General features: G+C 57.0%; 15 protein-coding genes and 3 pseudogenes. 6 read left to right on the forward strand and 12 right to left on the reverse strand.

The window, feature by feature from the left end:
- Window positions 1-61 precede the first annotated feature (61 nt).
- From ACTG2T_RS01395 to flaA, 7 genes are all read right to left on the reverse strand, one after another.
- Window positions 62-2,146: a motility associated factor glycosyltransferase family protein gene (locus tag ACTG2T_RS01395; RefSeq protein ID WP_185900104.1), complete on the reverse strand. Its 2,085-nt coding sequence runs from the start codon at window positions 2,144-2,146 to the stop codon at window positions 62-64.
- Between the two features lie 6 nt (window positions 2,147-2,152).
- Window positions 2,153-2,452, reverse strand: coding sequence for a hypothetical protein (locus ACTG2T_RS01400; protein ID WP_127007619.1), 300 nt, complete (start codon window positions 2,450-2,452; stop codon window positions 2,153-2,155).
- Window positions 2,449-2,871: a flagellar export chaperone FliS gene (gene fliS, locus ACTG2T_RS01405; RefSeq protein WP_127007621.1), complete on the reverse strand. Its 423-nt coding sequence runs from the start codon at window positions 2,869-2,871 to the stop codon at window positions 2,449-2,451. Before fliS ends, ACTG2T_RS01400 begins: the two co-directional genes overlap by 4 nt.
- A 25-nt stretch (window positions 2,872-2,896) precedes the next feature.
- Window positions 2,897-4,306, reverse strand: coding sequence for a flagellar filament capping protein FliD (gene fliD, locus ACTG2T_RS01410; RefSeq protein ID WP_330124508.1), 1,410 nt, complete (start codon window positions 4,304-4,306; stop codon window positions 2,897-2,899).
- A gap of 27 nt (window positions 4,307-4,333) precedes the next feature.
- A complete protein-coding gene (locus tag ACTG2T_RS01415; RefSeq protein ID WP_330124509.1) occupies window positions 4,334-4,774 on the reverse strand; it encodes a flagellar protein FlaG in 441 nt (146 codons plus the stop codon).
- A 33-nt stretch (window positions 4,775-4,807) separates the two neighbouring features.
- Window positions 4,808-5,713: a flagellin B gene (flaB, locus tag ACTG2T_RS01420; protein ID WP_127007627.1), complete on the reverse strand. Its 906-nt coding sequence runs from the start codon at window positions 5,711-5,713 to the stop codon at window positions 4,808-4,810.
- A gap of 584 nt (window positions 5,714-6,297) precedes the next feature.
- Window positions 6,298-7,209: a flagellin A gene (flaA, locus tag ACTG2T_RS01425; protein WP_127007629.1), complete on the reverse strand. Its 912-nt coding sequence runs from the start codon at window positions 7,207-7,209 to the stop codon at window positions 6,298-6,300.
- A 318-nt stretch (window positions 7,210-7,527) separates the two neighbouring features.
- Here flaA and ACTG2T_RS01430 point away from each other — a divergent pair.
- The 5 genes and pseudogenes from ACTG2T_RS01430 to ACTG2T_RS01450 form a co-directional block, all read left to right on the forward strand.
- Window positions 7,528-7,635, forward strand: a pseudogene (locus tag ACTG2T_RS01430) (IS5/IS1182 family transposase); the annotation flags it as partial.
- Window positions 7,636-7,703: 68 nt separating this feature from the next.
- Window positions 7,704-8,864 (forward strand): annotated as a pseudogene (locus tag ACTG2T_RS01435) (IS3 family transposase).
- A 9-nt stretch (window positions 8,865-8,873) separates the two neighbouring features.
- Window positions 8,874-9,682: pseudogene (locus tag ACTG2T_RS01440) on the forward strand (IS5 family transposase); the annotation flags it as partial.
- A gap of 211 nt (window positions 9,683-9,893) precedes the next feature.
- Window positions 9,894-10,526, forward strand: coding sequence for a trimeric intracellular cation channel family protein (locus ACTG2T_RS01445; RefSeq protein WP_005333975.1), 633 nt, complete (start codon window positions 9,894-9,896; stop codon window positions 10,524-10,526).
- 100 nt (window positions 10,527-10,626) lie between these two features.
- A complete protein-coding gene (locus ACTG2T_RS01450; protein WP_005333978.1) occupies window positions 10,627-11,019 on the forward strand; it encodes a hypothetical protein in 393 nt (130 codons plus the stop codon).
- 75 nt (window positions 11,020-11,094) lie between these two features.
- Here the strand turns inward: ACTG2T_RS01450 and thiI are convergent, their stop codons facing one another.
- The gene (thiI, locus tag ACTG2T_RS01455) at window positions 11,095-12,543 is read right to left on the reverse strand and encodes a tRNA uracil 4-sulfurtransferase ThiI (protein ID WP_206875270.1); all 1,449 of its coding nucleotides are present in this window, start codon (window positions 12,541-12,543) and stop codon (window positions 11,095-11,097) included.
- A 177-nt stretch (window positions 12,544-12,720) separates the two neighbouring features.
- Here thiI and ACTG2T_RS01460 point away from each other — a divergent pair, with 177 nt between their 5' ends.
- Window positions 12,721-13,686 (forward strand): hypothetical protein, encoded by a 966-nt coding sequence (locus ACTG2T_RS01460; RefSeq protein ID WP_330125161.1) that lies wholly within the window; start codon window positions 12,721-12,723, stop codon window positions 13,684-13,686.
- Window positions 13,687-14,112: 426 nt separating this feature from the next.
- Here ACTG2T_RS01460 and pbpC read toward each other — a convergent pair whose 3' ends face one another.
- The 4 genes from pbpC to ACTG2T_RS01480 form a co-directional block, all read right to left on the reverse strand.
- Window positions 14,113-16,545: a penicillin-binding protein 1C gene (pbpC, locus tag ACTG2T_RS01465; protein WP_330125162.1), complete on the reverse strand. Its 2,433-nt coding sequence runs from the start codon at window positions 16,543-16,545 to the stop codon at window positions 14,113-14,115.
- Window positions 16,511-21,397, reverse strand: a complete 4,887-nt coding sequence (locus ACTG2T_RS01470) for an alpha-2-macroglobulin family protein (RefSeq protein ID WP_330125163.1) — start codon at window positions 21,395-21,397, stop codon at window positions 16,511-16,513. Before ACTG2T_RS01470 ends, pbpC begins: the two co-directional genes overlap by 35 nt.
- 165 nt (window positions 21,398-21,562) lie before the next feature.
- Window positions 21,563-22,222, reverse strand: a complete 660-nt coding sequence (locus tag ACTG2T_RS01475; protein WP_330125164.1) for a DedA family protein — start codon at window positions 22,220-22,222, stop codon at window positions 21,563-21,565.
- A 214-nt stretch (window positions 22,223-22,436) separates the two neighbouring features.
- Complete coding sequence (locus ACTG2T_RS01480; protein ID WP_005344666.1) at window positions 22,437-24,125, reverse strand: FAD-dependent oxidoreductase; 1,689 nt, start codon at window positions 24,123-24,125, stop codon at window positions 22,437-22,439.
- Window positions 24,126-24,250 lie beyond the last annotated feature (125 nt).

Raw genomic sequence — 24,250 nt, forward strand, 5'->3', positions numbered from 1 at the left:
CTTCTATATCATACTGTTAGGGAATGGAGATGAACAGTGTCATCCCCATCCGATTCAAGGACTAGCGCTTGAACACATCCAGGCCGGTAAAGTAGGTGGTATCATGGCCATCGAACGCATCGGCATACATCACTTTGCTATCCTCGAAGAATAACTCCAGAATTGCCTGCGCCTCTTTTAGCTTGCCCGCCAGCACCTCGGGGGCTGCAGTCATCTGTGCCATCATCAGGCTGATGATATTGGCGTAGAAATAGTTTATTGAACCGATCAATACCCGATAGAGATGGGATTCGCGGCTCATCAACAGATAAAGCAGATAGTCGTGATGGCGTTGCATCATGGCCAGCACCGCGTTGTGCTCACAGGCTACCTGGCGCCAGTCATCACGGAACTTGTCCACCAGCTCAACGAACAGCGGCACCTGCAATGCGGCAGCGAAATCAACGCTGCTCATGTCAAAGGACTGGAAACAAGTGGCCATCACTTCATCCATGAGCGGGATTTTGTCGAGTACCGGCCATTCAGGTTGCAACGATTCAACACGACGAGGGATTGCCCCTTCTATATAAGCGCCGTCACTACTGTTGACGCACTGCATCTCGGGATAATCACGCAATACACTGGCCATATTATGAATGGCTAGCCCAAATAGATGGTTGATACGCACTTCGTCGCCAAAGTTACCCGGTGCCGGGAAAGTATCCTTTAAATTTTCCTCGTATTTCGCCTCTTGCTTGTCGTTGTAATAGAGACTCAGGCTGGAGTGATGCTGTCCGGCTGTTTTATAGCCATTGTCTATGCCAAACAGATATACCTGCTTGAAGCCAAGCAAGGCCGCATAATTGAGGCCGGTATTACCGACGAACGGGTTGGAAAATTCGATAGTATCGTACTCGAATGCCTGACCAAATGCGCTAATCAGCATGGAGAACATTGGCTCGTTGGGCTTGAATGCCAATCCTGTTTTGCGAAAGAAGCGCTTGCATTCAGGATGGATGACATCAACGCTCAGGAACACCGTATCCTTGAGAAAGTCATCGGCGTTGAGGATGCTAAGAAAATCTGCTGAACTTTTGGTGCGCTCCACTGCAACATAGATATCCGGTTTTACGCCAGCTTTGTAAAGCGCGCTCACCGCTGTACCGCAGGCAATGATGATGGCCTGCTGCTGATGCTGCCGGATGAACTTGATGCTCTGATCCAGCGAAGGGCCATTACCGATCACGAAGACCGGCACCTGCTCGAAGGCACGGGTATCACGCCACCGTTTCAGGAAGGGTGTGCCATCTTGCAGATGGGTGTGGCTATGGGCAAGCGCATAGATGTTGTCATCAAAGAATCCCCATCCTGTCTTGAGCAGATAAAACTCGTTTTCCACCTGTGTGATCAAGGCGTGCAGCTTCGGCGAGTGGTAATGACAGAACGAGAAATAGCTCGCCGACCAGAATGCCCCCTTGCGATGCAAGGCTTCCATCATGTCAGCGACCAGTAATTGCTCGTCAACACCGATAAAGAGGTGAAGAGTGATCGACTCCTCCTCCATGTAGGCGAGCAACTGATGCCAGTCAAAGCAGAAGAGCGAGGCATAAAACATGTCAAGATCAGGTTCGAAAGCAAACAGATTCTTGATCTTGCACTGTTCATATAAACAACCGAGCTGGTAGCCCAAGCCAATGCCATACATCAGAGCCAGAGGAATATCGGTATGTAATGCTGCGTTTAGACGCAACCCTTCCAGAGCTGAGTTCTCTTTTAATTTGGAGATTTCATTGTTGTATTTGATATGGATTTGGCCATCGCTATACCACTGGGGCACAAAATCGATGCACTGCAAGACGCTGTGTTCAATGACCTCGGCAATCTGCGACTGAACCTCACTAAATGGATCATCCCCATAAAGCGAGATACCCTCGTCGAGCCACAGAATATTGGGAACGCCGTTTTCATTACAGAAGAAGCGAAAAGGCCTGGCAGGCTGGTACTCCTTGAAAAAGTCATGAATGGCGGGCATGTACTTGGCAAACGCAGCCATGTTGAGTTCATAGCGCAGCGGAAGTACCTCCTGCATTGCAGTTTCTTGCTGCTTTTGCTGCGCGAGTCGGGCCAACTCATTTTCTATATCTGTAATTTTTTTATGAATATCCATGTAGTACTAACCCGCGTTCAGCTTGTACATATCAGATGCTCGACCTGCTTTTGAAAGTTTCCACAAAGCTGTTTCTGTCTGATTCTTTGCATGTTCTATCCGCTCATGTAAGGTTTGAAACTGCACCAATGCTTGCTGGTGCTCCATATCAATAACTACATGTGGCTGGATATGCTGGAAAACAGCATCAAGGAGAATGAGATAATGTTCGATCAACTGTTCAGCCGTTTGCACATCCTCCTGTTCGAACAAGGTCAGTAACTCTTGACCTGCTGCGATTAATTCTGGCAAACGGTTATTACTCATTCGACTCGGCCCATCTTTTGTTGAGCCAAGGCCTTGTCACGCTCCTCGACAGGAATGGCATCCCAACCGCTTTTCACGGTCAGCATCAGATTCATCACCTCATCGATAGCTGTAATATCCATATCACGGCTAGCATCCATCATCCGAAACTTCATATAGTCATAAAGGGCAAAAAGATCTTCGGGAACCTTACCATAAGAGAGATCAAGCGAATCTTGAAGCCCGTTGATGATAGCCATGGCTTTGGAGATAGATTGGGATTTTTGCTCAAAATCTCGACGTTCGATGGCACCGCGAGCCTGAGCCAGACGCTCCAGGCCCCCTTGCATCAAAAGTTGAATCACACGGTAAGGATCAGCTACTGCCAATTCGGATTGCAGATTCTGGGTGGTATAGGCTTTTATATTTTTACGATACATATGAGACACCACTCATAAATTCAAATTAACTATTTTGGGTATTCAGCAAATTCAAATATGAAGCCGACTTGTTCATCTTGGCCAACATGGCATCCAGGCTTCCGTACCGGGCCCGCAAGGTCTCTTGATACTTGGTCAGTTGAGTGGCAACATCGGTCTCCTTCCGGCTCACTTCGCGCAGATCGGAATTCAAAGAGTCTTCCCTTTTCGCCAGCAAACCACCGGTCTTGGAGTAGGTTTCCAGCTGGCTGGCCAGCTGACCTGCAACCCCATCCTTGCCGCCAAAAACCGCCACTACCTGATCGAAATTCTTGTCGATAGCTTCGTTGAACTTGGTATCGTCGATAGACAATACCCCCTTGTTATCCATCTTTATACCCATCTGGAAAATCGTTGAGTAAGTAGAGGACTTTTGCGAAGGCTCGGTGATGATGCCATTCATCATATTGACCACGGCACGCGTCGTTGCATCGCCCGCCAGAGCACCACCATCATTCTGGCTTTTCCCTGCCACGATAGAGTTGCGCTTGCCAAGCTCATTGCTTTTCTTCACCAGCGCGTTATAGCCGTCGACAAAGCTCTTGACCATGTCCTTGATGCCAGCTTTGTCGGTGGTCACGTCAACTTTGTTGGACTTGTAAGTCTTGGTCACAGAACCATCGCTTGCAGTCGTACTCGTACTATCAGACTCCCTCAAAACTGTCAGTTTGAGGCCAACTATGGTGCCATCAAATGTGTTGGTAGCACTGGTCAGCGTGTTTCCATCTACCTTGATTTGAGCATCTTGCGCGGATTGAGTTTTTGACAATTTAGAAGTGAAGTTATCTGCCAACTCAGTGGTACTTCCGGTGATCACCAGATCCTTGCCACTCCCGCTAACCCCAGAGTCAATCACAAGTTTAGATTTACCATCAGATGTGTTCATGATGTTGACATTAAGACCAAAATTATTACCATTATTATTGATGCGTTTACGAATGGACTGTAGCGAATCCCCCGCCTTCACATCCACATCAAAGGTCTTATCACCAGCCTTAAAGGTCAAGGTTCCATCTTGAGTGATCATTGGAGTAGTCGAAGAGTCAAAACTACCTTCAAATTTGCTGGCCTTCGCCAATTTTTCGACAGTTATATCGTATTGCCCGTTAGAGGAACCCGTTTTGCTCTCCACCTTGAGCACCGGATTATCTTTGTCTTGGGTGATGTTTATGGCGCGTTTATTAAACGCATCATCCTTGGACATGGCCTGGAGTGTCGTCACAAAAGAGGCGATAGCCGATTTCAACTGTCCAACCCCTGAGAGAGTGATCTGGGCATTGGTCTTTTTGGTGGTTATGGGCTGCATCAGTTGTGCCTTCTTGGCATTGACGCTCGCAGCAATAACAGACTCCAGATCCAGCTGTGAACCCGCACCAGCAGACGTAATAGTGGCCATTCTCACTCTCCTCGTAAAACTTACGTATTAAATCTCTTTATCAAGCAATAATCCGACTCTTGAGCCACCACCTATTACATCACCTTCACGCAGATCCTTGAGCCGTTTGCTGATAGACAGCAACTCTTCACTTGGGATCTGACGGATCATTGACTTGGTATTGGCGTCCATCACCTTGATAACAACTTGCTCAAGATCCTTTTCGACGCTGAAGTTGACGGTCCATCCCTGCAACTTGCTGAACTCCTGCAAGTTTTGTACCTCTTTTTCAATGTCCTTATCTGAGACATCGGATTTGCGAACCTTCTCTTTGGCTCGCTCCGCTTGTTGCTTTTCCACATCCTGTGTCATCACCCGCTGCTCTTCCGCCATGCCAGATAGCACTTGAGCGGCCGATTGGCCGCTCTTGCTACTTGACTGAAGAGAAGAAGGAGTGACCGATGAGGGAATTCCAATGTCATTGGCCATATCGTCGCTCCTTTTCTATCTCATCACTGCCCGTTAACCCAACAGGGACAGAGCAGATTGGGGTCTTTGGTTGGCTTGCGCCAGGATACTTGAAGCAGCCTGCTGCAGGATGTTCTGCTTGGTCAGGTTGGCGGTTTCTGTCGCGAAGTCCGCATCACGGATACGCGAACGTGCAGCACTCAGGTTCTCGGACACGTTGGACTGGTTTCGAATGGTCGAGTCAAACCGGTTCTGCACCGCACCCAGCTCTGCCCGTTTGCTATCCACGGCCTTTATCATGAAATCAAGGTTGGCCATGGCTGTCTGGGCATCTTTAGCGGTTTTGATACTGCTGACACTAGTTGTAGTAACCGCTGTAGTTGCTTTGCCAATCGTATAAGGTTCACCTGTGGTGGTGGTAGTTACTGTTGCACTCCCTTTTGTCGCAGATGCAATACCCTTGATCGTAAAAGCAGATGTCATCTTGAAGGTAATTGTTTGCCCTGCATCTGCACCGACTTGGAAGGAGCCCTTATAAGTACCATCAAGCAGCTTTTGACCACCAAAAGTGGTATCGCCAGAGATACGATTTATCTCTGTCGTCAGTTGGTCATATTCCTGCTGCAAAGCCACACGATCATCCGAGTTGTTGGAACCGTTCGCTGATTGCTGAGCCAAAGTGCGCATCCGTTGCAACATGGAGGTCACTTCATCCATCGCACCTTCTGCAGTTTGTGCCACAGAAATACCATCGTTAGCGTTACGGTTACCTTGATCTAAACCGTTAACCTGTGAAGTCAAACGGTTGGCGATCTGCAAGCCGGCCGCATCGTCTTTGGCAGTGTTGATACGAAGGCCGGATGCCAACCTGGTATAGGAGGTATCCAGCGACTTGTTGGTATTCATCAAATTACGCTGGGCGTTCAGTGATGAAACGTTGGTGTTAATGTACATAGCCATAAAAAATTCTCCCGAAGAACATGCAACTGCAGGTTGCGTCGTCCAAACAAAACGACGGCCCACCGTTTGAAGAGCAGGTTGAACATGCCTGTCTCTTCAGGCGGGTGTCTGTTTGAACGAACAGGTCACCCGCAGTAGTGCAAACGTTGGATTCCGAACACCCCTCGATTGCTTCACTTTATTTAACGGCAGCACAGAGGCAAGCTTTAGGAAAATTGTTGCCTAAAGCGGCAAGTTTTCTCCGGGAAGCGGCAGCTGAATATGAATTGAGCAGCATCACCATACAACTCACTACTGATGATGACCCTGTTTACAGGAATAAGTATGTTGGCACGGTTCCTGCTAGATACTGAGAGAGTGACGTCAATTTGGCGGCACAATAAAAAGAGGCCGGTAAACCGGCCTAAAGATGAGCATATGCTCAGGAGAATATGACCAAGCGTGACAGAACTGAACAACTGGACAACACTTGGCATTACTAGTAGAGATTTATATCTCTCCCGATAGAACAGAGTGCGACCCGAACACCCCTTTGTTCCATCTCTTGATCAGGGCGGCCTGAACAACCGCCCTGTTTTCTTTTGTTAGCCTTGCAGAAGTGACAGTGCAGACTGCGGGCGCTGATTTGCCTGAGACAGAATGGTCGATGCTGCTTGCTGCAGAATGTTCTGCTTGGTCAGGTTGGCGGTTTCAGTCGCAAAGTCAGCATCACGGATCCGTGAGCGAGCAGCACTAACGTTCTCAGATACGTTCGCCTGATTGCGAATGGTCGAATCGAAGCGGTTTTGCACTGCACCCAGCTCAGCACGTTTACTGTCCACAACTTTAATCATGTAATCCAAGTTTGCCATAGCCGTTTGAGCATCTTTGGCTGTGGTAATAGTGCTGATGCTTGTTGTTGAGACATTACCAGTGTTGCTTTTAGTCACAGTGTAAGGTTCACCTGTTGTAGTAGTCGCGACTGTAGCATTCCCCTTCGTAGCCGAAGCCATTCCTTTAATAGTAAAAGCCGATGTCATTCTGAATGTAATTGTTTGCCCGGCATCTGCTCCGACTTGAAAGGAGCCCACATAGCCACCATTGAGCAGATTCTGTCCGCCGAATGTGGTATCTTTAGCTACGCGGTTAATTTCTGTAATTAACTGGGTGTACTCTTGTTGCAAGGCGGTACGGTCATCTGAGTTGTTAGAACCGTTGGCTGATTGCTGAGCCAGTGTACGCATACGCTGCAGCATAGAGGTCACTTCCTCCATTGCACCTTCAGCTGTTTGCGCTACAGAAATACCGTCATTGGCGTTACGGTTACCCTGATCCAAACCGTTGATCTGAGAGGTCAAACGGTTGGAAATTTGCAGACCCGCGGCATCATCTTTGGCGCTGTTGATACGCAAACCAGATGCCAGTCGAGTGTAGGAAGTATCCAGTGATTTGGTCGTATTCATCAAGTTACGCTGAGCGTTGAGTGATGAAACGTTAGTGTTGATATAAAGGCCCATGACTATTCTCCTAAGCTATTAAATTTACTCTTCTATTTGCTCTGGCTTTATTATTTTCTATGCCCGATGCATCTTATTTAACGGCTCGTTTTTGGATGTCTTTAGCATTTTTTTCAACGCTTCATCGCATTAACGCCGCTTACCTTATATATCGGCGGGTCAAGGGAAAACTTAAGGAAAAAATGGGGCCTAAACCAGTGACAGACTCAACCTTCTGAAGCCCGCCAACGGACGTTGTTTCCCAAATAGATGCAGCTTGAATGGAACTAACTGAGGACTCGGTGATCTGATCACCACCATCCTCTTCAAATCTGCATCATGGGCACGCAGCTTCAACCCATCACCAACTGGCCTCAATACAACAAATCATTGATTAACCGTGGTTCACTCACCTTCTGGGTTGATGCCGAGGCCATGAGTAACTGGTGTAGTGGTCTAATCATCCCGGACACCATTTTAGGTGGTACAGTCGCCACCATGACCTGAGGTGTTCAATGACAAGATTACGTCGCTCATTTACTGCCGAATTCAAACTCGAAGCCGCATCCCTGGTGCTCGATCAGGGATATTCTGTCCCCGAAGCCAGTCGTTCACTGGATATCGGTGAAACCATACTTCGCCGCTGGGTTCGGCAACTGCAATCCGAACGCAGTGGCACTACCCCAATCAGCAAAGCACTGACTCTGGAGCAGCAAAAAATTCAGGAACTGGAAGCCCGCATCAACCGGCTCGAACGTGAGAAGGACATTCTAAAAAAGGCTACTGCTCTCTTGATGACGGACGAGTTCACACGTTCGCGCTGATAGACCGATTAAGGGAGCACCCCCATCACTCTGGTCTGCTGCGCCTTCGATGTTCCCACCTCCTGTTTTTACGATTATCTGGCTCGCTGGCGGACGATTAACCGTGAGCGCATGCAACAGCGCTCTGAGTTGCGCCGTTTGTTCAAAGAGAGCAGGGATTCGGCTGGCAGCCGCGCCTTGATGTCGATGATGCGAGAGTTGGGGTATCAGATTGGTCGATTCAAAGTACGTAACCTGATGAAGGAAGCCGGCCTGGCATCCAAACAGCCGGGCGCACACCGCTATAAGGTGGCACGGTCTGAACGACCGGACATTCCCAATCTGCTGGCCCGCGAATTTGATGTCCAACAACCCAATCAGGTGTGGTGTGGCGATATCACCTACGTCTGGGCAGGTGGTCGTTGGCATTACCTGGCAGCGGTGCTTGACCTGCATACCCGGCGGGTTGTGGGGTGGGCGATGTCAGATAAACCAGATGCCGAGCTGGCCATCAAAGCACTTGAGATGGCGTATCAGCAGCGGGGTTGTCCGTCAGGCGTGCTGTTTCACTCTGACCAGGGCAGCCAATATGGCAGCCGGGCATTTCGGCAACGACTGTGGCGCTATCGCATGACCCAGAGTATGAGTCGGCGTGGCAACTGCTGGGATAACGCCCCGATGGAACGGTTGTTCAGAAGCCTGAAGTCAGAGTGGCTCCAGGCAAGGGGATATATGAGCCTGCGGGAAGCAAAGCGGGATATCAGTTATTACCTGATGGATCACTACAACTGGCGACGTCCACATCAATACAATGACGGGATACCGCCAGCAAAAGCCGAGGATCGGCCTAACCAAGTGTCCGGATTTAGTTGACCACTACAGTTTCACGACGACCATCATGGGCACCGGGGTCACAGCCAGCTTTACACTGACCAGACCATCGCCACCTTCCTGATGCTCAAGGGGATTTTCAACCTCACTTTACGGGCCACTCAGGGACTACTCGACTCCCTGTTCGAGTTGATGAACGTACCGCTTTGTGACCCCTATTACAGTTGTGTCAGCAAGCGCGTCCGCACGGTGACAGTTGCCTATCGGCAGCCTAGTAAGGGGCGTATCACCGACCTGGTTATCGACTCGACTGGCCTCAAGGTATTTGGGGAGGGCGAGTGGAAAGTCAGAAAGCACGGCGCCGAAAAACAGCGAGTCTGGCGCAAGTTGCATCTGGCTGTGGACCCGGTCACTCACGATATCGTGGCGGCGGAAGTCTCGCTGGAAAATGTCTATGATGCCGAGATGTTGCCGACCTTGCTCAACCCACTGCGGCGCAAGCTGGGACGTGCTTATGCGGATGGCGCCTATGACAGCAAAGCCAGCCATCAACTTATCTCGCGCAAAGGGGCGACAGCCTGTGTCCCGCCTCGCAAAAGCGCGGGGTTATGGGAAAAGGGACATCCGAGAAATGAGGCGGTGCTAGTGATGCGCAAAGTAGGGCTGGCGCACTGGAAGAAGATGTCGGGCTATCACCGTCGCTCGCTGGCAGAGACGGCAATGTATCGGTTCAAGCAATTGCTGGCGGGGAAAATCCGTCTGCGTAACTACAACGGCCAAGTGGGAGAAGTCATGGCGTATGTAAGCGCCTAAACAAACTGAATACCCTTGGCCTACCTGTCAGAAAGCCCCGAGTGTAGCGGTCACTTGGGGCTGGGGCAGGTGTGGCTTGATGGTTGATTTGGGAAACAACGCCCCGCCAACGGCTACAGGCACGCACGAGCCTCACCCGGTTCATGCCGCGAGAAAAAATCCGTCCCGACTCTCAATTTTGTCGAGCACTGTTGGCGATTGGGCTCACCAGCCCCTAAAATCGCGGCCCCATCAACAATTTGGCGTGAGTTGTTCTCCATGCAGACACTGGTTGAGCAGATTGTTTACATCAGCGACATGTTTGGTACTGCGGTATTCGCGTTTTCAGGGGTATTGGTGGCTGGCCGACTCAGGATGGACGGGTTTGGCGTCATGGTTTTGGCGGCGGTCACTGCCATCGGCGGCGGCACCATCCGTGACATGATCCTGGGAGCCACCCCCGTGTTCTGGGTGCGCGATCCCCTCTATATCTGGGTCGTTATTGCGACGGCGTTGATCGGTATGTGGATGGTCAAACTGCCCCGCAGAATGCCTTGGTATGTGCTGCCGGTGGCGGATGCCTTCGGACTGGCCCTCTTTACCGTGATCGGTGCCCAGAAGGCCCTCAACTTCGGCACCCCGGGGCTGATTGCCGTGATCATGGGTACCATGACCGGGGTAGCCGGTGGCATGATCCGCGATGTACTGGCGCGGGAGGTGCCCATGGTGCTGCAAAAAGAGATCTATGCCACCGCCTGTATCCTCGGCGGCATTCTCTATACCCTGGCGCTGGAGGCGAACATGGACAGGGTAACGGCCATGCTCATCTGCATGACGGCCGTGTTTGGCCTGCGAGTAGCTGCTATCTACTGGCATCTGTCGCTGCCCACCTTCTCGCTGCAACGCAATTGAGAGCAGGCCCACAGCGTCATCATGTCGCTGTGGGCCGCGCGTTGAACCAAATAGGCTTTTCTGTTGTCATAGAAGCAGTCGTTGTTAGCCGGAACTTCTCATGCGCAAAATCGGTATGCTTACCACCCTCCTCCTGGCGAACGTGACGGCAGCCCACGCCGAAGCACAAGTGGTATTTGGACGACTGGCCTCGGCGCCGGTGCAGCAGTTCAACCAGCAGATACGCCAGGCAAGCCATCAACAGCAAAACTGGGTTAATGACTACCGTGAGGTAGCTCTGCGATTCGTCGGTCATGGTGACACACCCAGCCGCATCCATGCCCAGCAGCTGGACAATGATCTGGTGCTCTCGGTCGCCCTCGACGGCAGCAAGAGCGACATGATCTACATCCTGACCCTCTATCGCAGCAACAACCTGTGGCAGATGCGGGAGGCGGAAATGGGCTGGCGTTGTCAGGGGCAAGACTCCTTCACTCCGGTTCCCTGTCCCTGATAGTCAGGGCTCACTCTGTGAAATAAAAAAATCCGGCACATTGGCCGGATTTTTTTATTGAAGGTAAAAACACGCTTACGGGCGGTACACCTTGACGTTGTCAAAGCCCTTCTCTTTCAGATAGAGCGCCTGCAGCTTGCTCATCACACCGCGATCGCAGTAGAGCAGGTAGGTCTTCTCTTTGGGCAGATCGCCAAAGGCGGTGGCCAGCTTGAAGAAGGGGATATGCAGTACTTCACGACCTTCCACCACCAGCGGCTTCTCGTCGTGTTCGTCGGCAGAGCGGATATCCAGGATCACCTCGTCAGCGCCCAGCACCTGGGTGGTTTCCACCTCTTGCACTTCAGCGGCAGTCTCTTCACCGATACGACGGATATCGAGGTAACGGGCCTCGGCCACCACCTTGTCCAGAATGGAGAAGTCAAAATTGGCCTCTTCCTCTTCAATGCGGGAGAGCTCGGCCTTCACGGTCGGCTTTTTGGAGATGACGCCACAGTACTCCGGCATGGTTTCGGCGAACTCCAGGGTGCCGATGCGGCGGGCTTCGCTGATGATATCCGGCTTGTCCCAAGTGATGAGCGGGCGCAGGATCACCTTGTCGGTGACCCGGTCGATCACGTTCAGGTTGGTGAGGGTCTGGCTGGAGACCTGACCCACACACTCGCCGGTCACCAGCGCCGGGATCTGGAATTCATCGGCCACTTTGGCAGCAGCACGCATCATCATCCGCTTGAGCACCACGCCCATCTGGCCGTTGTCGATCTTCTCGAGGATCTCGGCCACCACCGGCTCGAAGTCCACCGCGGTGAAACGCACACGATGGGAAGAGCCGAAGCGGTTCCACAGGTGATAGGCCACCTGCTTGACGCCAATCTCGTGAGCGGCACCGCCCAGATTGAAGAAGCAGTAGTGCACCCGGCAGCCGCGCTTGATGAACTGGAAGGAGGCCACACCGGAGTCAAAACCGCCGGAGATGAGGCTCAGCACATCTTCCTGGGTAGCGATGGGCATGCCGCTCAGGCCCTGATGGATGGCGCTGACGATGAAGAGCTCTTCGCCGTCGATCTCGAGGTTGATCTTCACATCCGGGTTCTTGAGGCGCACGCCGTTGCTTTCGCAGTGCTGATTCAATCCACCGCCCACATAGCGCTCAACCTCGAGGGAGGAGAACTCATGCTTGCCGTGGCGCTTGGCGCGCACGCAGAAGGTTTTGCCCTTGAGCTGGTCACCCCACACGGCTTTCACCTGCTCGAAGATGTCGTGGAGATCGGTGAACTTGCTGGCCTGCACTTCGAGGAAAGCCTGAATGCCGGGAATACAGGCCAAAGCTTCGATAGCCTGCTCGCGGAACTGGTCATTGCGGGAGCTCACGATCAGCTTGTCCCAATCCATCCGTACGCGGGCATCGTCGTCGAAGCGGCGCAGGACATTGCGGATATTGCCCTGCAGGATCTTGATAAAGCGCTGGCGAACCGACTTGCTCTTGATGGTGATTTCCGGGAACAGCTTGATAATGAACTTCATGGTAATGACTCGGGTGACCTTGATTTAAGGGCGCGAATTATATCAGAACTTTGTGGCCAGCGCCTACTGGATGAGCGTTTGCTCACATTCCCCCACGCAGTGTTTGCCGTGCAGCGCCAATCTTGCGTATATTCCCGACCCTGCGCCTCGCCAGATTTTTGACAACAGACTGATCCGATGAAGACCTATATCTACTACCCCGGCATGGAGGTACGCGACGAGCTCTGGCTCAAATTTGCCTTGCTCTATCTGGAGCGGCTTGCCTTTGTCTTCACCGTCAGCGAAAAGAGCGGTCTCACCGCCCTGCTCGATACCCTTCAACAGCAGACCGATCTGCTGGCCGAGCGGCCCGATGCCGCCTTCTTTGCCGCCATTACCCCGCAACTGGAGAGCCAGATAAGCGGCCTTGTGGCCCCCGATTTCGTCCGCCACAAGGTGTTTGGCAACAAGGAGCTGATTGGTCGCTGGCGTCAGGAGGCCAACCACGACTGCTTCTGCCCGGATCAGGCGGGGCTGGAGCGGCTGCACGGCTTTTGCCTTACTCACGGCTTTGCGACCCGGGATGAAGGGGGGATCAGAATGGCGCGGCGCTTTGCCAACCTGCTCTCCATGCGTCTCGCCCGTGAGTGGGCACTCGCCAATGACGGGGCGCTTATTACCGATCACGACTATCTCGACCGCCTGCTCCATCTGCTCGAATCCCGCTACCACAATCGCGGTGGTCAGGATTGCTTCCACCTCGAGATCCCGTTGCAAGTGCCCACTCACCTGGCCGACATTCCGTTTGCAGAGCTGATTGCCCTGCGCGGGCGCAGCGGCTTTCGCCAACAGCTGGCCGAATTTCATCTGGCCATCGACAACCTGCTCGCCATGCTGGGTAGCGGCTATGCCGACCCGGCGGCCCAGACCCGCTTTGAGCAGGCTCAGCAAGGGCTCAATCAACTGCTCGGGCCCGAGACCCTCAGCATGCCACTCACCACCCTGGTCAGCACCAGCCTGCCCGCCGTAGCCATGCTCCACCAGTTAAAGGCGAGCCACCCCGAAAGCAACCTCATCTTCCATCCCATCAAGAAGAGCCACTTTCACCAGCGCAAGAGCCAGCACTTCTTCACCCGGCTCGGCCATCTGCGCCAACCGGGCTGAATGGGCGGAATGAAAAAGGGGTTGGCATTTGCCAACCCCTCTCGTTATCTGCGGCCTACCAATCATCACCACGATGATTGGCCCGCTCTTGCGCCTTCCTGCGCGCCTCCATCGCCCTGTCACGGCGGATATTGGAAGGGGTACAGGCAAACTGTTTCTGATAGCAACGCGCAAAACTCTCGGAAGCTGGTTCGAAAGGTGAATAGAACCCGGTACGTTCAGGAGAAACATGGTGATCACCATGATTGGTTGTGGCACAACCCGAACTCATCAGCACCAGCAAGGGACACAGAACACGCAGCAAAAGAGAACTCCCGATTGGATTTGAATGAACTCGTAATTATTCACAAATTAATTCATCCAATCAAATATTGATGCATTTCAAATAGTTAATTACATTCACCTCAATGGCTGTCGGCAAAACGATCAACGGGTGATGGTGCCGGCATCACTGTCAGGATGCACCACGCGAAACTCGATACGATCGCTGTTGCCCGCTTCATCCACCACCACCAGCTGATAACGACCCGCCACACTCAGCACCTGATCCCCGTCCCAGCGCAGTCGCTGGCCGTTGAGAAACCAAGCCGACTTGCCGACACCGCCCAGCACCTTGGGCTGCAACCGATAGCGCTGGCTGCGGATAAGGTTGCCCTCCCCCAGCGCCACGATGCGAATGGGGGCCTGCAGCTCGGCGCTCTGCCCCTCCCCTGCGCAACTGCTGGCGAGCAGCGACTGCCGCCGCTCGCCGGGGGACCGCCAAGGCTCCAACGACAACGGCCAGAGTGCCCGAAAACCGGATTGTGCCGCATCGGGGCAACGGGGCAACGTCGGCTTGCCTTCGGCAGTGAGTGCAACTTGCCGCAGCGGCGAGGGCCAGTCCATGGGATCCGGCAAGGTGGGAGGATCGCGCCCTTCCAGCAACCAGGCGCTCTGGCGCTGCAAACAGGCTTCAGGCAGGGTCGCGTTCGCCTTGCGCCCCAGCGGCCAGCAAATCTCGGCCTCGCTCACCGTGTTGGGCTGTGCCGGCAGAGGGCTGTTGTCAGCCAGTCGCGAGTAGACCGAAAGCAGCAGCGGCACCGCCGCGCTCTGGCCGTAAAAACCGGGCATAGGGGTACCGTCGGGGCGCCCCAGCCAGACGCCGATGGTCCAGCGACCGGAGACCCCCATCGCCCAGCTGTCGCGATAGCCGTAGCTGGTACCGGTCTTCCAGGCCAGCCTGTTGACCCGGCCGGTCGCCTCGCTGGCAAAGGGTTGGTCCGCCCGTCCCTGCGCGCTCAATATCTGCCAGATGATCCAGGCCGCTCCCTGGCTCAGCAAGGGGCGTGACACCGCCTGCTGCCCCGCCAGCCAGACCGGCATTGCCACCTGCCCCTGCCGGGTCAGTGCGCTGTAGAGGGCCACCAGCTGCTCGAGTCGAATGCCCGCCGCCCCCAGCGCAATGGCCGGATTGGGTTTGTCGGAGAGCGCCAGCCGCACCCCAGCGTTGTCGAGGCGGCTGACCAGCTTGTCGGGCACGAGCGCCTCCAGCACCTGCACCGCCGGCACGTTGAGGGATTGCTGCAGCGCCTGGGTCAGGGTTACCGGCCCCTGAAAGGCACCGGAGAAATTGGCGGGGCGATAGTCCGAGCCCAGCCTTGGCGCATCGGAGAGCAGGGAGGCCGAGTGCACCAACCCCTCGTCCATCGCCAGACCGTAGATGAAGGGCTTCAGCGTAGAGCCAGGAGAGCGGATCGCCTGCACCATGTCGAGGTAACCGTGGCGGCGCAGATTGCCATACTCGGCGCTGCCCACATAGGCGCGCACCGCCATGGTTTTGTTGTCGACCAGGAGCAACGCCGCTGAGGTCTGCTCGGGGAAGCGGCGGATATAGCTTGCCACCCGCCCCTCCAACCAGCGCTGCAGATCGCCATCAATGGTGGTGTGCACCAGCGCCCCGGTCTGATGGTCGGCGGCGAGACGGGCAAAGAGCGGCGCCTCCATCGGCGTGAAGTGACCGCGGGCCAGCACCGGCTCGATACGTCCCTCCAACCACACCGGCTCGGGCCAGACACCCTGAGCCACCAGCCGCTGCATTACCTTGTCACGGGCGGCGCGGGCCCGCTCGGGATGACGGTCCGGCCGGTTGCGGCTGGGAGCCTGTGGCAGCACCGCCAACAGCGCCGCCTCGGCATAGGTCAGCTTGGCGGCGCTCTTGCCGAGATAGGCAAAACTTGCCGCCTGCACCCCCTCCAGGTTGCCGCCAAACGGCGCCCGGTTGAGGTAGACGGTGAGCAAGGTGCGCTTGTCGTAGTGCCACTCCAGTTGCAGCGCACGAGCCATCTGACGCAGCTTGCCGGGCACGCTCCGGTGGTAGGGCTCGATGAGGCGGGCCACCTGCATGGTAAGAGTCGAGCCGCCCGACACGGCGCGCCCGTAACGCAGCCACTGCCAGACACCGCGCACCATGGCCACCGGATTGACCCCGGGATGACGCCAGAAGTAGCGATCCTCGTAGCCCAGCAGCGCCTCGATATAGCGGGGGGAGACCTGCTCCAGGGTCACGGGGTAGCGCCACACGCCGCTGGTATCGGCAAAGGCGCGCAGTGGCCGCCCTTTCATGTCGAGCACCACCCGCGCATAGGCGGGGTCGAGTGGCGGCGGCGGGAAAATCCGATCCAGCGCCAGCAATGACAGGAGCAGTACTACAACTCCCAGCACCGAAAAGCGCAGCCAGCGCGGCAGACCGCCAAGCCAGCGCCAGCCTGCGCGGCCACTGCGACCCAGGCTCAGCCAACCACGCTGCCAAAAAGTGAGCAGGCGAACCCGCTCAAGGGAGGGTTTGTTACTCAGAGATACGCACCTCGTGGATATCCTCACCCACGGCTCGCAGCTCGGGCCGGTACATATCCTCCACCTGGGTCGGCGGCACCTGATAGCGACCCGGCGTCACCGCCCGCATCAGGTAGACCAGTTGCTGGTTGCTCCCCTCGCTCAGATCCAGCGCTGCCGTGTAGCGGTCATCGCGAAACTCCTGATGCTTGAGATAGTCGTTCCACTCACTCTGCCACGCCGGTTTCCCCTCGATGGAGAGCTCTTCGAGCTTGATGCTGTTGCCAAGGGCCGGGTTCTCCAGCTCAAAGCCAGCGGGCACCATCTCCACCAGCAGGGCATCGGGCACCGCCGATTCGCTGCTGACATTGAGCCGTACCACCACCAGATCGCCCACCTTCACTTTGGCCGGGTCAAAACGCTGACCGTCGCTGTTGAACCAGCTGCGGGTCACACTCATCCCTTTGCTAATCCGTGCTGGCGCCTGTTCGGGGTAGCCGATCAGGGTGCGCTGCACATAGAGGGATCCCTTGCTCTCGTTGGTAACGGTACTCGCGGCCAGTGCCTCGGGGGCACCCAGTTGCAACGGGGCCGAACCGTTCAGGGATTCATTGCCAAGAGAGGAAGTTACCCTGGCCTGCCAGTCGACGGCAGGATCGAAGCGGGCGAGTCGCAACAAGGCGAGCCGCTCTTGGGTGCTGAGCCACTGACGGTGGGCCAGGGTGTCGGCCACCTTGGCGCTGAGATCAGGCCAGCGTTCCGCAGCCAGCTTGTGCTGACGCAGCAAGGAGAGCTCAAGGGCTTCATCGCGCAGCGGTGAGCCGTAATCACCCAGATAGTCATCCCCGCGCTCGGTCGCCAATGCCCGGCTGAGGGCCTTGGCGGCGTTCTGCTCATCCCCCAGGGCCGAGAGCGCCAGCGAGAGGTGCAAGAGCGGCAAACCTGAGCGGGCGTGATCGGCCTGCTGCTCCCAGATAAGGCGCAAGGTAGCGAGCGGCGCCTTGCCCACCCGGGCCAGCACATAGGCGCTGTAGGCCTGATAGGCCAACCGGCTGTGCTCGGGGGCACTGCTCCAGCGCTCACCATACTGACTGTCGGTGAGATAGCTTTGCAGCCGGTTCAAAGCCTGATTGAGCATCGCCTCCGGCACTGCATCGCCTGCCTCCTTGCGCGCCAGCAGGTAGTCGGCGGCATAGGCGGTGAGCCATTGCTCCTCGTCGGAGCGACCATCCCACAGGCCAAAGCCGCCGCTTGGCAGTTGCAACCGCTGCAGCCGTTGTAGCAGGGCGCGTTGCACATCCGCCTCACTCGCCGCTTTCTTGCCCTCTGCGGGTTTGCTCCAGGCGGCCCGCTCATCGGCCGTGGTCAGCAAGTAAGGCCAGGCACGGGACAAGGTCTGCTCCAGACAGGCATAGGGGTAATCGGCCAGCGCCTGCCACTGGGCTGCCGGATCCCAGGGGGGAGTGCCGGAGAGGCTGAGCAGCCCCTGCAGGTTGGCACGATCCAGCCCGGCCAGCTCAGCTGGCGCAAAGCTCATCTGCTGACCGGAGGCCAGCATCTGGTAGCGCTGGCGAGTCTCGGCCGGCCAGGGGGAGCGCAGCGGCAAAGTCCAGTCGCGGCTGATGGCAAAATCCTTGCCGCTGGCCGCCAACTGCAGGCTTGCCACGCCGCTTGCCCCGGTCACGGTGAGCGGCAGGGTCAACCACTGCTCCTCGCCGTTTTTAAGGATAAGAGTGCCGGGCAGCTCACCGTTTGCTTTCAGCCCACCATTGAGGGTCCAGGCAAGGGAGAGGGTCTGATCCTCGCCGCTCATGTTGCGCAGCTGCACCAGCGCCCGGGTCTCATCCCCTCTGGCGCCAAAGCGCGGCCAGCCAATTTCGGCCACCAAGGGCGCTACTACCTTGACGGCGCGCTCGGCCTCCCCGACTTGCTGTTCGTTCCAAGCCAGCGCCATCAGCGCCAACTCGCCGTTGAAGTTGGGCAGATCGAGCGGGATCACCGCCTTGCCCTGCTGGTCAAAACTCACCTCGCCGCTCCAGAGGGCGGCTATCTCGACCCGGCTCTCCAGCGCGCCGCCCTTTTTCAGCGGCGCCCGATCGCCCCCATAGTTGAGGCGGGCCAGCTTGCCATCCTGCGGCGGGATCACCTGGCCGTAGTTGTCGAACAAATCTTGGGAGAAGCGCTTGCGGCCAAAGAAGATCTCGAACGGGTCGAGGGGTTGATAATCGCTGATATTGAGCACGCCCCGATCCACCGCCGCCAGCACCACGCGGCCTTGGCTATTGGGGATGGAGGTGGCGGTCACTTCCAGCCGGGTGAGCGGCACCGCTTTATCAGGCGAGCTCAGGGTGAGCGACAGTCGGCGCGCTTCCCGATCCAGGGTGAGGGGCACCAGCCCGACCGAGCGCAGGCTCTGCCCCTGCTGCTTGCCAGCCGGTTTGGAGGCGCTGTCTGGCGCGGCGATCTGGGCCGAGATATGCAGGTCATGGCGCTGCCACTCGGGACTGACCGGGATATCGAACTCGCCGCGGGCATCCTTGGCATCGCCACCGGCCCCTTTGAGCTCGATACGCTGCCACCAGCGCAGGCCGTCGCCATCTTCCACCAGCAACAACCCCTTGCCGGGGCGCGGGGCCACCAGCGTCACTTTGGCCTTGTCGCCCGCCTGATAGGCGCGCTTGTCGAGGGTGATGGCAATCTTGTCGGGCCGCGCCTGCTCGCCACCGCCGCCCCAGGCGTAACTGCCGATCTCCACCCGCAGGCTCGATTGATGGCCCTGACTGTTCTCCACCTCCAATCGATACCAGCCCGCGGCGAGTTGCAAGCTTAGGGGGGTCGGCCCCTTGCCATCCAGCTGCAGGGTCTGCTCCTGCTCCAGATAAGGCTGGCTGTTGAACTCGTACTTCCACCCCTCGCCATCGGCGTAGTGCCAGTAGTAGTCGCGGTACTCGTTGATAAGGCGCACCTTCACCGCCCCCGCCACCGGTTGACCTTGCTCATCGAGGTTGAGGATCTGGAAGGGGAGCTGCTTGCCCCCTTCCACCCGATCCGCCACGAAATCAGCCTTGAGTGCCGGCCACTGGCTGCCCGCGGGCCAGCCATACTGGGTGCGGCTGCGATTGACGGCGCGGCCACCGGGCTCGGAGAGCGACACCCGATAGGCCACCTCCAACGGCCCGAGACCGCGCACCCCATCGAGCTCATCAGCAAGCGAAAAAGTCCCCTGCCCCTGCGCATCGAGGGTGAGATTGAGAGGCTCGAGATCCTTGGCCTGCTCGGCAAGCAGCACGTCACCCAGAGTGAACTCCTGCCACTGGGTAAAGGGCATGGTGGCGCGGCTGATCTTTACCTCCGCCTTCGCCTTGGTGGCGCTCGCAGGCGCACCGTAGAGATAGTCCCCCTGCAGTGGCATAGTCAGGGCGGCGTCCAGATCGGTTACTTCACCATCCGGCCCCTTGCCGAGCTGCAGTTTGAGCCGCTCCGGCAAAAACTCCTCCACCAAAAAGGGCCACTCGAAGCGACTACCAGCGGCGGTCTTGAGGTTGATGGTCCAGCGCCCGAGCGGCGCATCGTCCGGCAAACGCAGGCCGTAGTGGGCGGCGCCAAGGCTATCAGGTAGCAGCCGTTTCTGTTCGAGCAATTGACCGTCCGGCTGCTTCACCTCCAGGTCCACCGCCATGCCCGGCAACAGCTGGCCATCTTGGCCCTTGAGCAGGATCTCGCTGTCGAGCCGCTCGCCGGGGCGATAAAGGTCGCGCCCGCTAAAGAGATACAACTGCTGGGCCTGCCAGGGCTGGGTGCCGAGATCGAAGGTGGAGAGATCGAGCGCAGCCCCATCGAGGCGCAGCACCGCCAGATGGTTGCCCTGTTCGGCCAGCAGCAGGCGAGCCCCCTGCACTTGATCGAAGCGACGATGGCCCTGCGGATCAGTGGTTTGCACCTGCAGCCGGTTGCCCTTCTCGTCGAGCAGGGAGAGCTGCACATCCTTGAGCGGGTCGGCGCTGGCCAGGGAGCTCACGAACACCTCCAGCTGATCGCGGTAACGGCGGGCACTGAGCCCCATGTCGCTCACCGCAAAATAGGTGGTCTCCTTGCGCCAGTCGTAGTTGCCAAGGGGCGACATCACCGCAAAGTAGACGCCAGCCTCCGCCAGCTGCGGCTCCTTCACATTGATAAGGCGGGTCTCGCGCCGGTTGGCATCAAGCTCCAGCGCATAGCGGCCGCTGAACACCCGCTTGGCCCGCTTGGTGATCTGTTCAAGCTCCCAGTTGCCCATGCCGGAACCGGGACGATACTCGGCCAGGAAACGGGGCAGGTATTCTGCATCGACCCGAAAGAAGTCGATATTGACCTCATCCACATTGACCGCGCTGATGGGCAGGCGCAGCTCTTGGCGCAGCGGCAATACCATGCCACTGGCGGTAAAGGAGGCTCCCGCCTCCAGCGGCCGGGTCTTGAGGGTCCAGCTCTCGGGGGATGGGCCCAGCCCCGCCTTGAGGCTCACCTCATAGCTTTTATCGGGCTGAACGTTCGGGAAATAGAGGGTGCGACCATCGTCGGCGAGGATCCACTCCCCCTGCACCTGCTTGCCCCCCTCATTGACCCCGAGCCAGCTCTGCCAGTTTGCCTTCGGCGCCAAGGGGCCGGAGAAGACCAGCGCCAGCGCCGGCGCATCGCGATATTGGCGGGCATTGGCCTGCACCACGGCGCTTGGGGCACCCGTTTCCTGCTGCGCGGCAGGCTTTGTAGTCGGCCCATTGGCGACAGGCTTGTCGGGGCCACAACCGGCCAACAGCAAACCGGCCAACCCGGATAGCAGCAGGGCCGACCAGCGGCGGCGCAGAGCGCCGGTTTCAGCGGTAGAGCGGTGAGAAGCAGAGGGAGAGTCGAAGAGGCGCATAGGTTCCATCCCGAGTTGGAGCGCTGCAAACGCAGCGTGGCTGGAAACAGGATAAGGCATCCTGCTCACCCGACACAAAGCTCATTACCCGAATGGGCACAATTCCGCCCCCCTGCAGCACGAGAACCCCCTTGCCCACTGATCCAGTGCGGCAAGGGTTGTCATCTAGTCGTGGCTGGTCTCGTTTTTTGCTCCGCCTTTGAACCAGCGAAACAGGATGGCCATGACGGCCGCCAGAAACAGCACCAGCGAGGTAATCAGCAGGGCCCGGGTCAACAGTTCGCTGTGGTGGAGAAAGAAGGGGGTATTCATCGCCAGCTTGCCCACCAAACTGAGGCAGAGCGCCCACATAAAGGCACTGGCAAAGCTGGCCACGCACATCCGCAGCACGCTCAGGCGGCCAACCCCCATCAGCATGGGGGTCAGCACCCGCACGAACGGGATAAAACGGGAGGAGAACATCGCCAGAAAACCGTACTTTTTCAGCAGCCGGGTCGCCTTGGGCAGGCTGTCGGGAGGCAACATCCGTTCGATATGATCCATAAAGCGGGTGCGCTGTAGGGCCCGTCCCTGCCAGTAGGCGAGCACGGAACCTATGCCTGCAGCCAACGGCAGATAGACAAGAGTCACTTCGGGGCCAAACACCCCCATGCCAACCAACCCACCGGCCAGCAGTACCAGGCTGTCCCCCGGCAGGGGCAGGAAGACGAATGCGGACTCCAGCAGCAGTACCAGCATCAGGCAACTGATCAGCAGGGGTACCGCCTGCATCTGAACCAGGGCGTCAAAATCCTGATGCCAAATGGCCATCAGCATATCCAGCATGTCACTCTCCCTACTACACGGTTCATCATGAACGAGGCAGGGGTTATAGCACCCATCCCCTGAACAAAACGTTAATTTTGTCCGACACAGGAAATAAAGTGTGTCGAAATATTGCTGCAATTAGGGAATGCAAGGAGGGCGAAAAGCAGAAACAAAAAGCCCCTCATCTTGCACGCACAAGGGAGAGGGGCAAACAGGCACAGAAATAAAACGGTTACTCGGCGGTGGCCATCTGCCAGGTTTTGAAGCCGCCGGAGAGATTCTTCACTTTAAAGCCGTGCTGGCTCAGCAAGCGGCAGGCGACATGGCCGCGCAGCCCAACCTGACAGCTGATCAGCAGCTCTTTCTCTTTGGGCAACTCATGGAGGCGACCACGCAACTCGTCGAGGGGGATATGCAGCGCCCCCGGAATGCGGCCCAGCTTGTCGAGCTCCGGGCCATTGCGCACATCCACCACCAGCTGATGGGGGTTACGAGCCTGCACCTCGGCCACATGGCAGAGCAGGGTGTCCCCCTTCAGGTGGTTGCTTGCCACGAAGCCGGCCATGTTGATCACATCCTTGGCCGAGCCGAACGGCGGCGCATAGGTAAGCTCCAGATCCTGCAGATCAAACACGGTGAGACCGGCGCGCTGGGCCACTGCCAGCACGTCGATGCGCTTGTCGATGCCATCCTTGCCGATGGCCTGGGCACCGTAAATCTTGCCATCCGGGGCAAACAGCAGCTTGAGGCTGACCGGATGGGCGCCGGGGTAGTAACCGGCGTGGCTGCCCGGGTGGACATAAACCTTCTCGAACGGCAATCCCAGTTGCACCAGTCGCTTCTCGTTGAGGCCAGTGCTGGCCACCGCCAGATCGAACAGCTTGCAGATGGCGGTCCCTTGGGTCTTCTTGTAGGTTTCGCTTCGGCCCAGCATATTGTCGGCGGCGATGCGCCCCTGCCGGTTGGCCGGGCCCGCCAGCGGGATCAGCACAGATTCGCCAGTGACGAAGTCTATCTCTTCCACCGCATCCCCCACCGCGTAGATGAAGGGATCCGAGGTACGCATCCCGGCATCCACCTTGATGCCGCCCCGTGGGCCCAGCTCCAGCCCCGCCTTGGCGGCGAGCAGGGTTTCCGGCTTGACGCCGATGGCGAGGATCAAGAGACCGGTATCAAGATGGGAACCGTCATTGAGGGTCAGGCGCAGGCCACCGCTTTTGGCGGTCGGCACGGCGGAGGTCTTCTCGGCAGGCAGATCCAGACTCTCGATGGCGGTGAGGCCGGTGCGCAGGCGCAGGTCGATCCCCTCTTCCCGGATGCGGGCATGGAGCATGTTGGCCATCTCCTTGTCCACCGGAGCCATCACCTGATCGGCCAGCTCCAGCAGGGTGACATCCAGCTTGCGCTGATGCAGCGCCTCCATCATCTCCAGCCCGATAAAGCCGCCGCCCACCACAGTGACGTGGCGCGGCTGATCGTGGTGCAGGGCCGCCAGAATGCGATCCATGTCCGGGATATTGCGCAGGGTATAGACATGGGGGCTGTCGATACCGGGGAAAGGAGGACGGATCGGCGCCGCCCCCGGGCTCAGCAGCAGCACATCGTAATGCTCGCGCTGCTCTTCACCGGTTTGCAGGTTGCGCACCAGCAAGGTCTTGCCCGCCTTGTCGATCTCAATCACATCGTGGAAGACCCGCACATCGACGTTGAAACGGCGCTTGAAACTCTGGGGAGTCTGCAGCAGCAAGGCATCCCGGTCGGGGATATCGCCCCCGATGTGATAGGGCAGACCGCAGTTGGCGAAGCTGACAAACTCGCCCCGCTCGAACATCACGATCTCTGCCTCTTCACTCAAACGACGAGCGCGAGCCGCCGCCGATGCGCCCCCCGCGACACCACCGATAATCAGGATCCGTTTCATCTGCAAGACTCCTCATACATGATAATGGGCAATAAATTAGACTTTTCTAATTTAGAATTCAATGAAATTTTGTTTCACACCATTTTGCAGTATTCTTGCAACCCCGACGGTTGCTTAACAGGATG

Source organism: Aeromonas sp. 75A, from assembly GCF_051919425.1.
In the GTDB taxonomy this organism is placed as follows: Bacteria; Pseudomonadota; Gammaproteobacteria; order Enterobacterales; family Aeromonadaceae; genus Aeromonas; species Aeromonas veronii.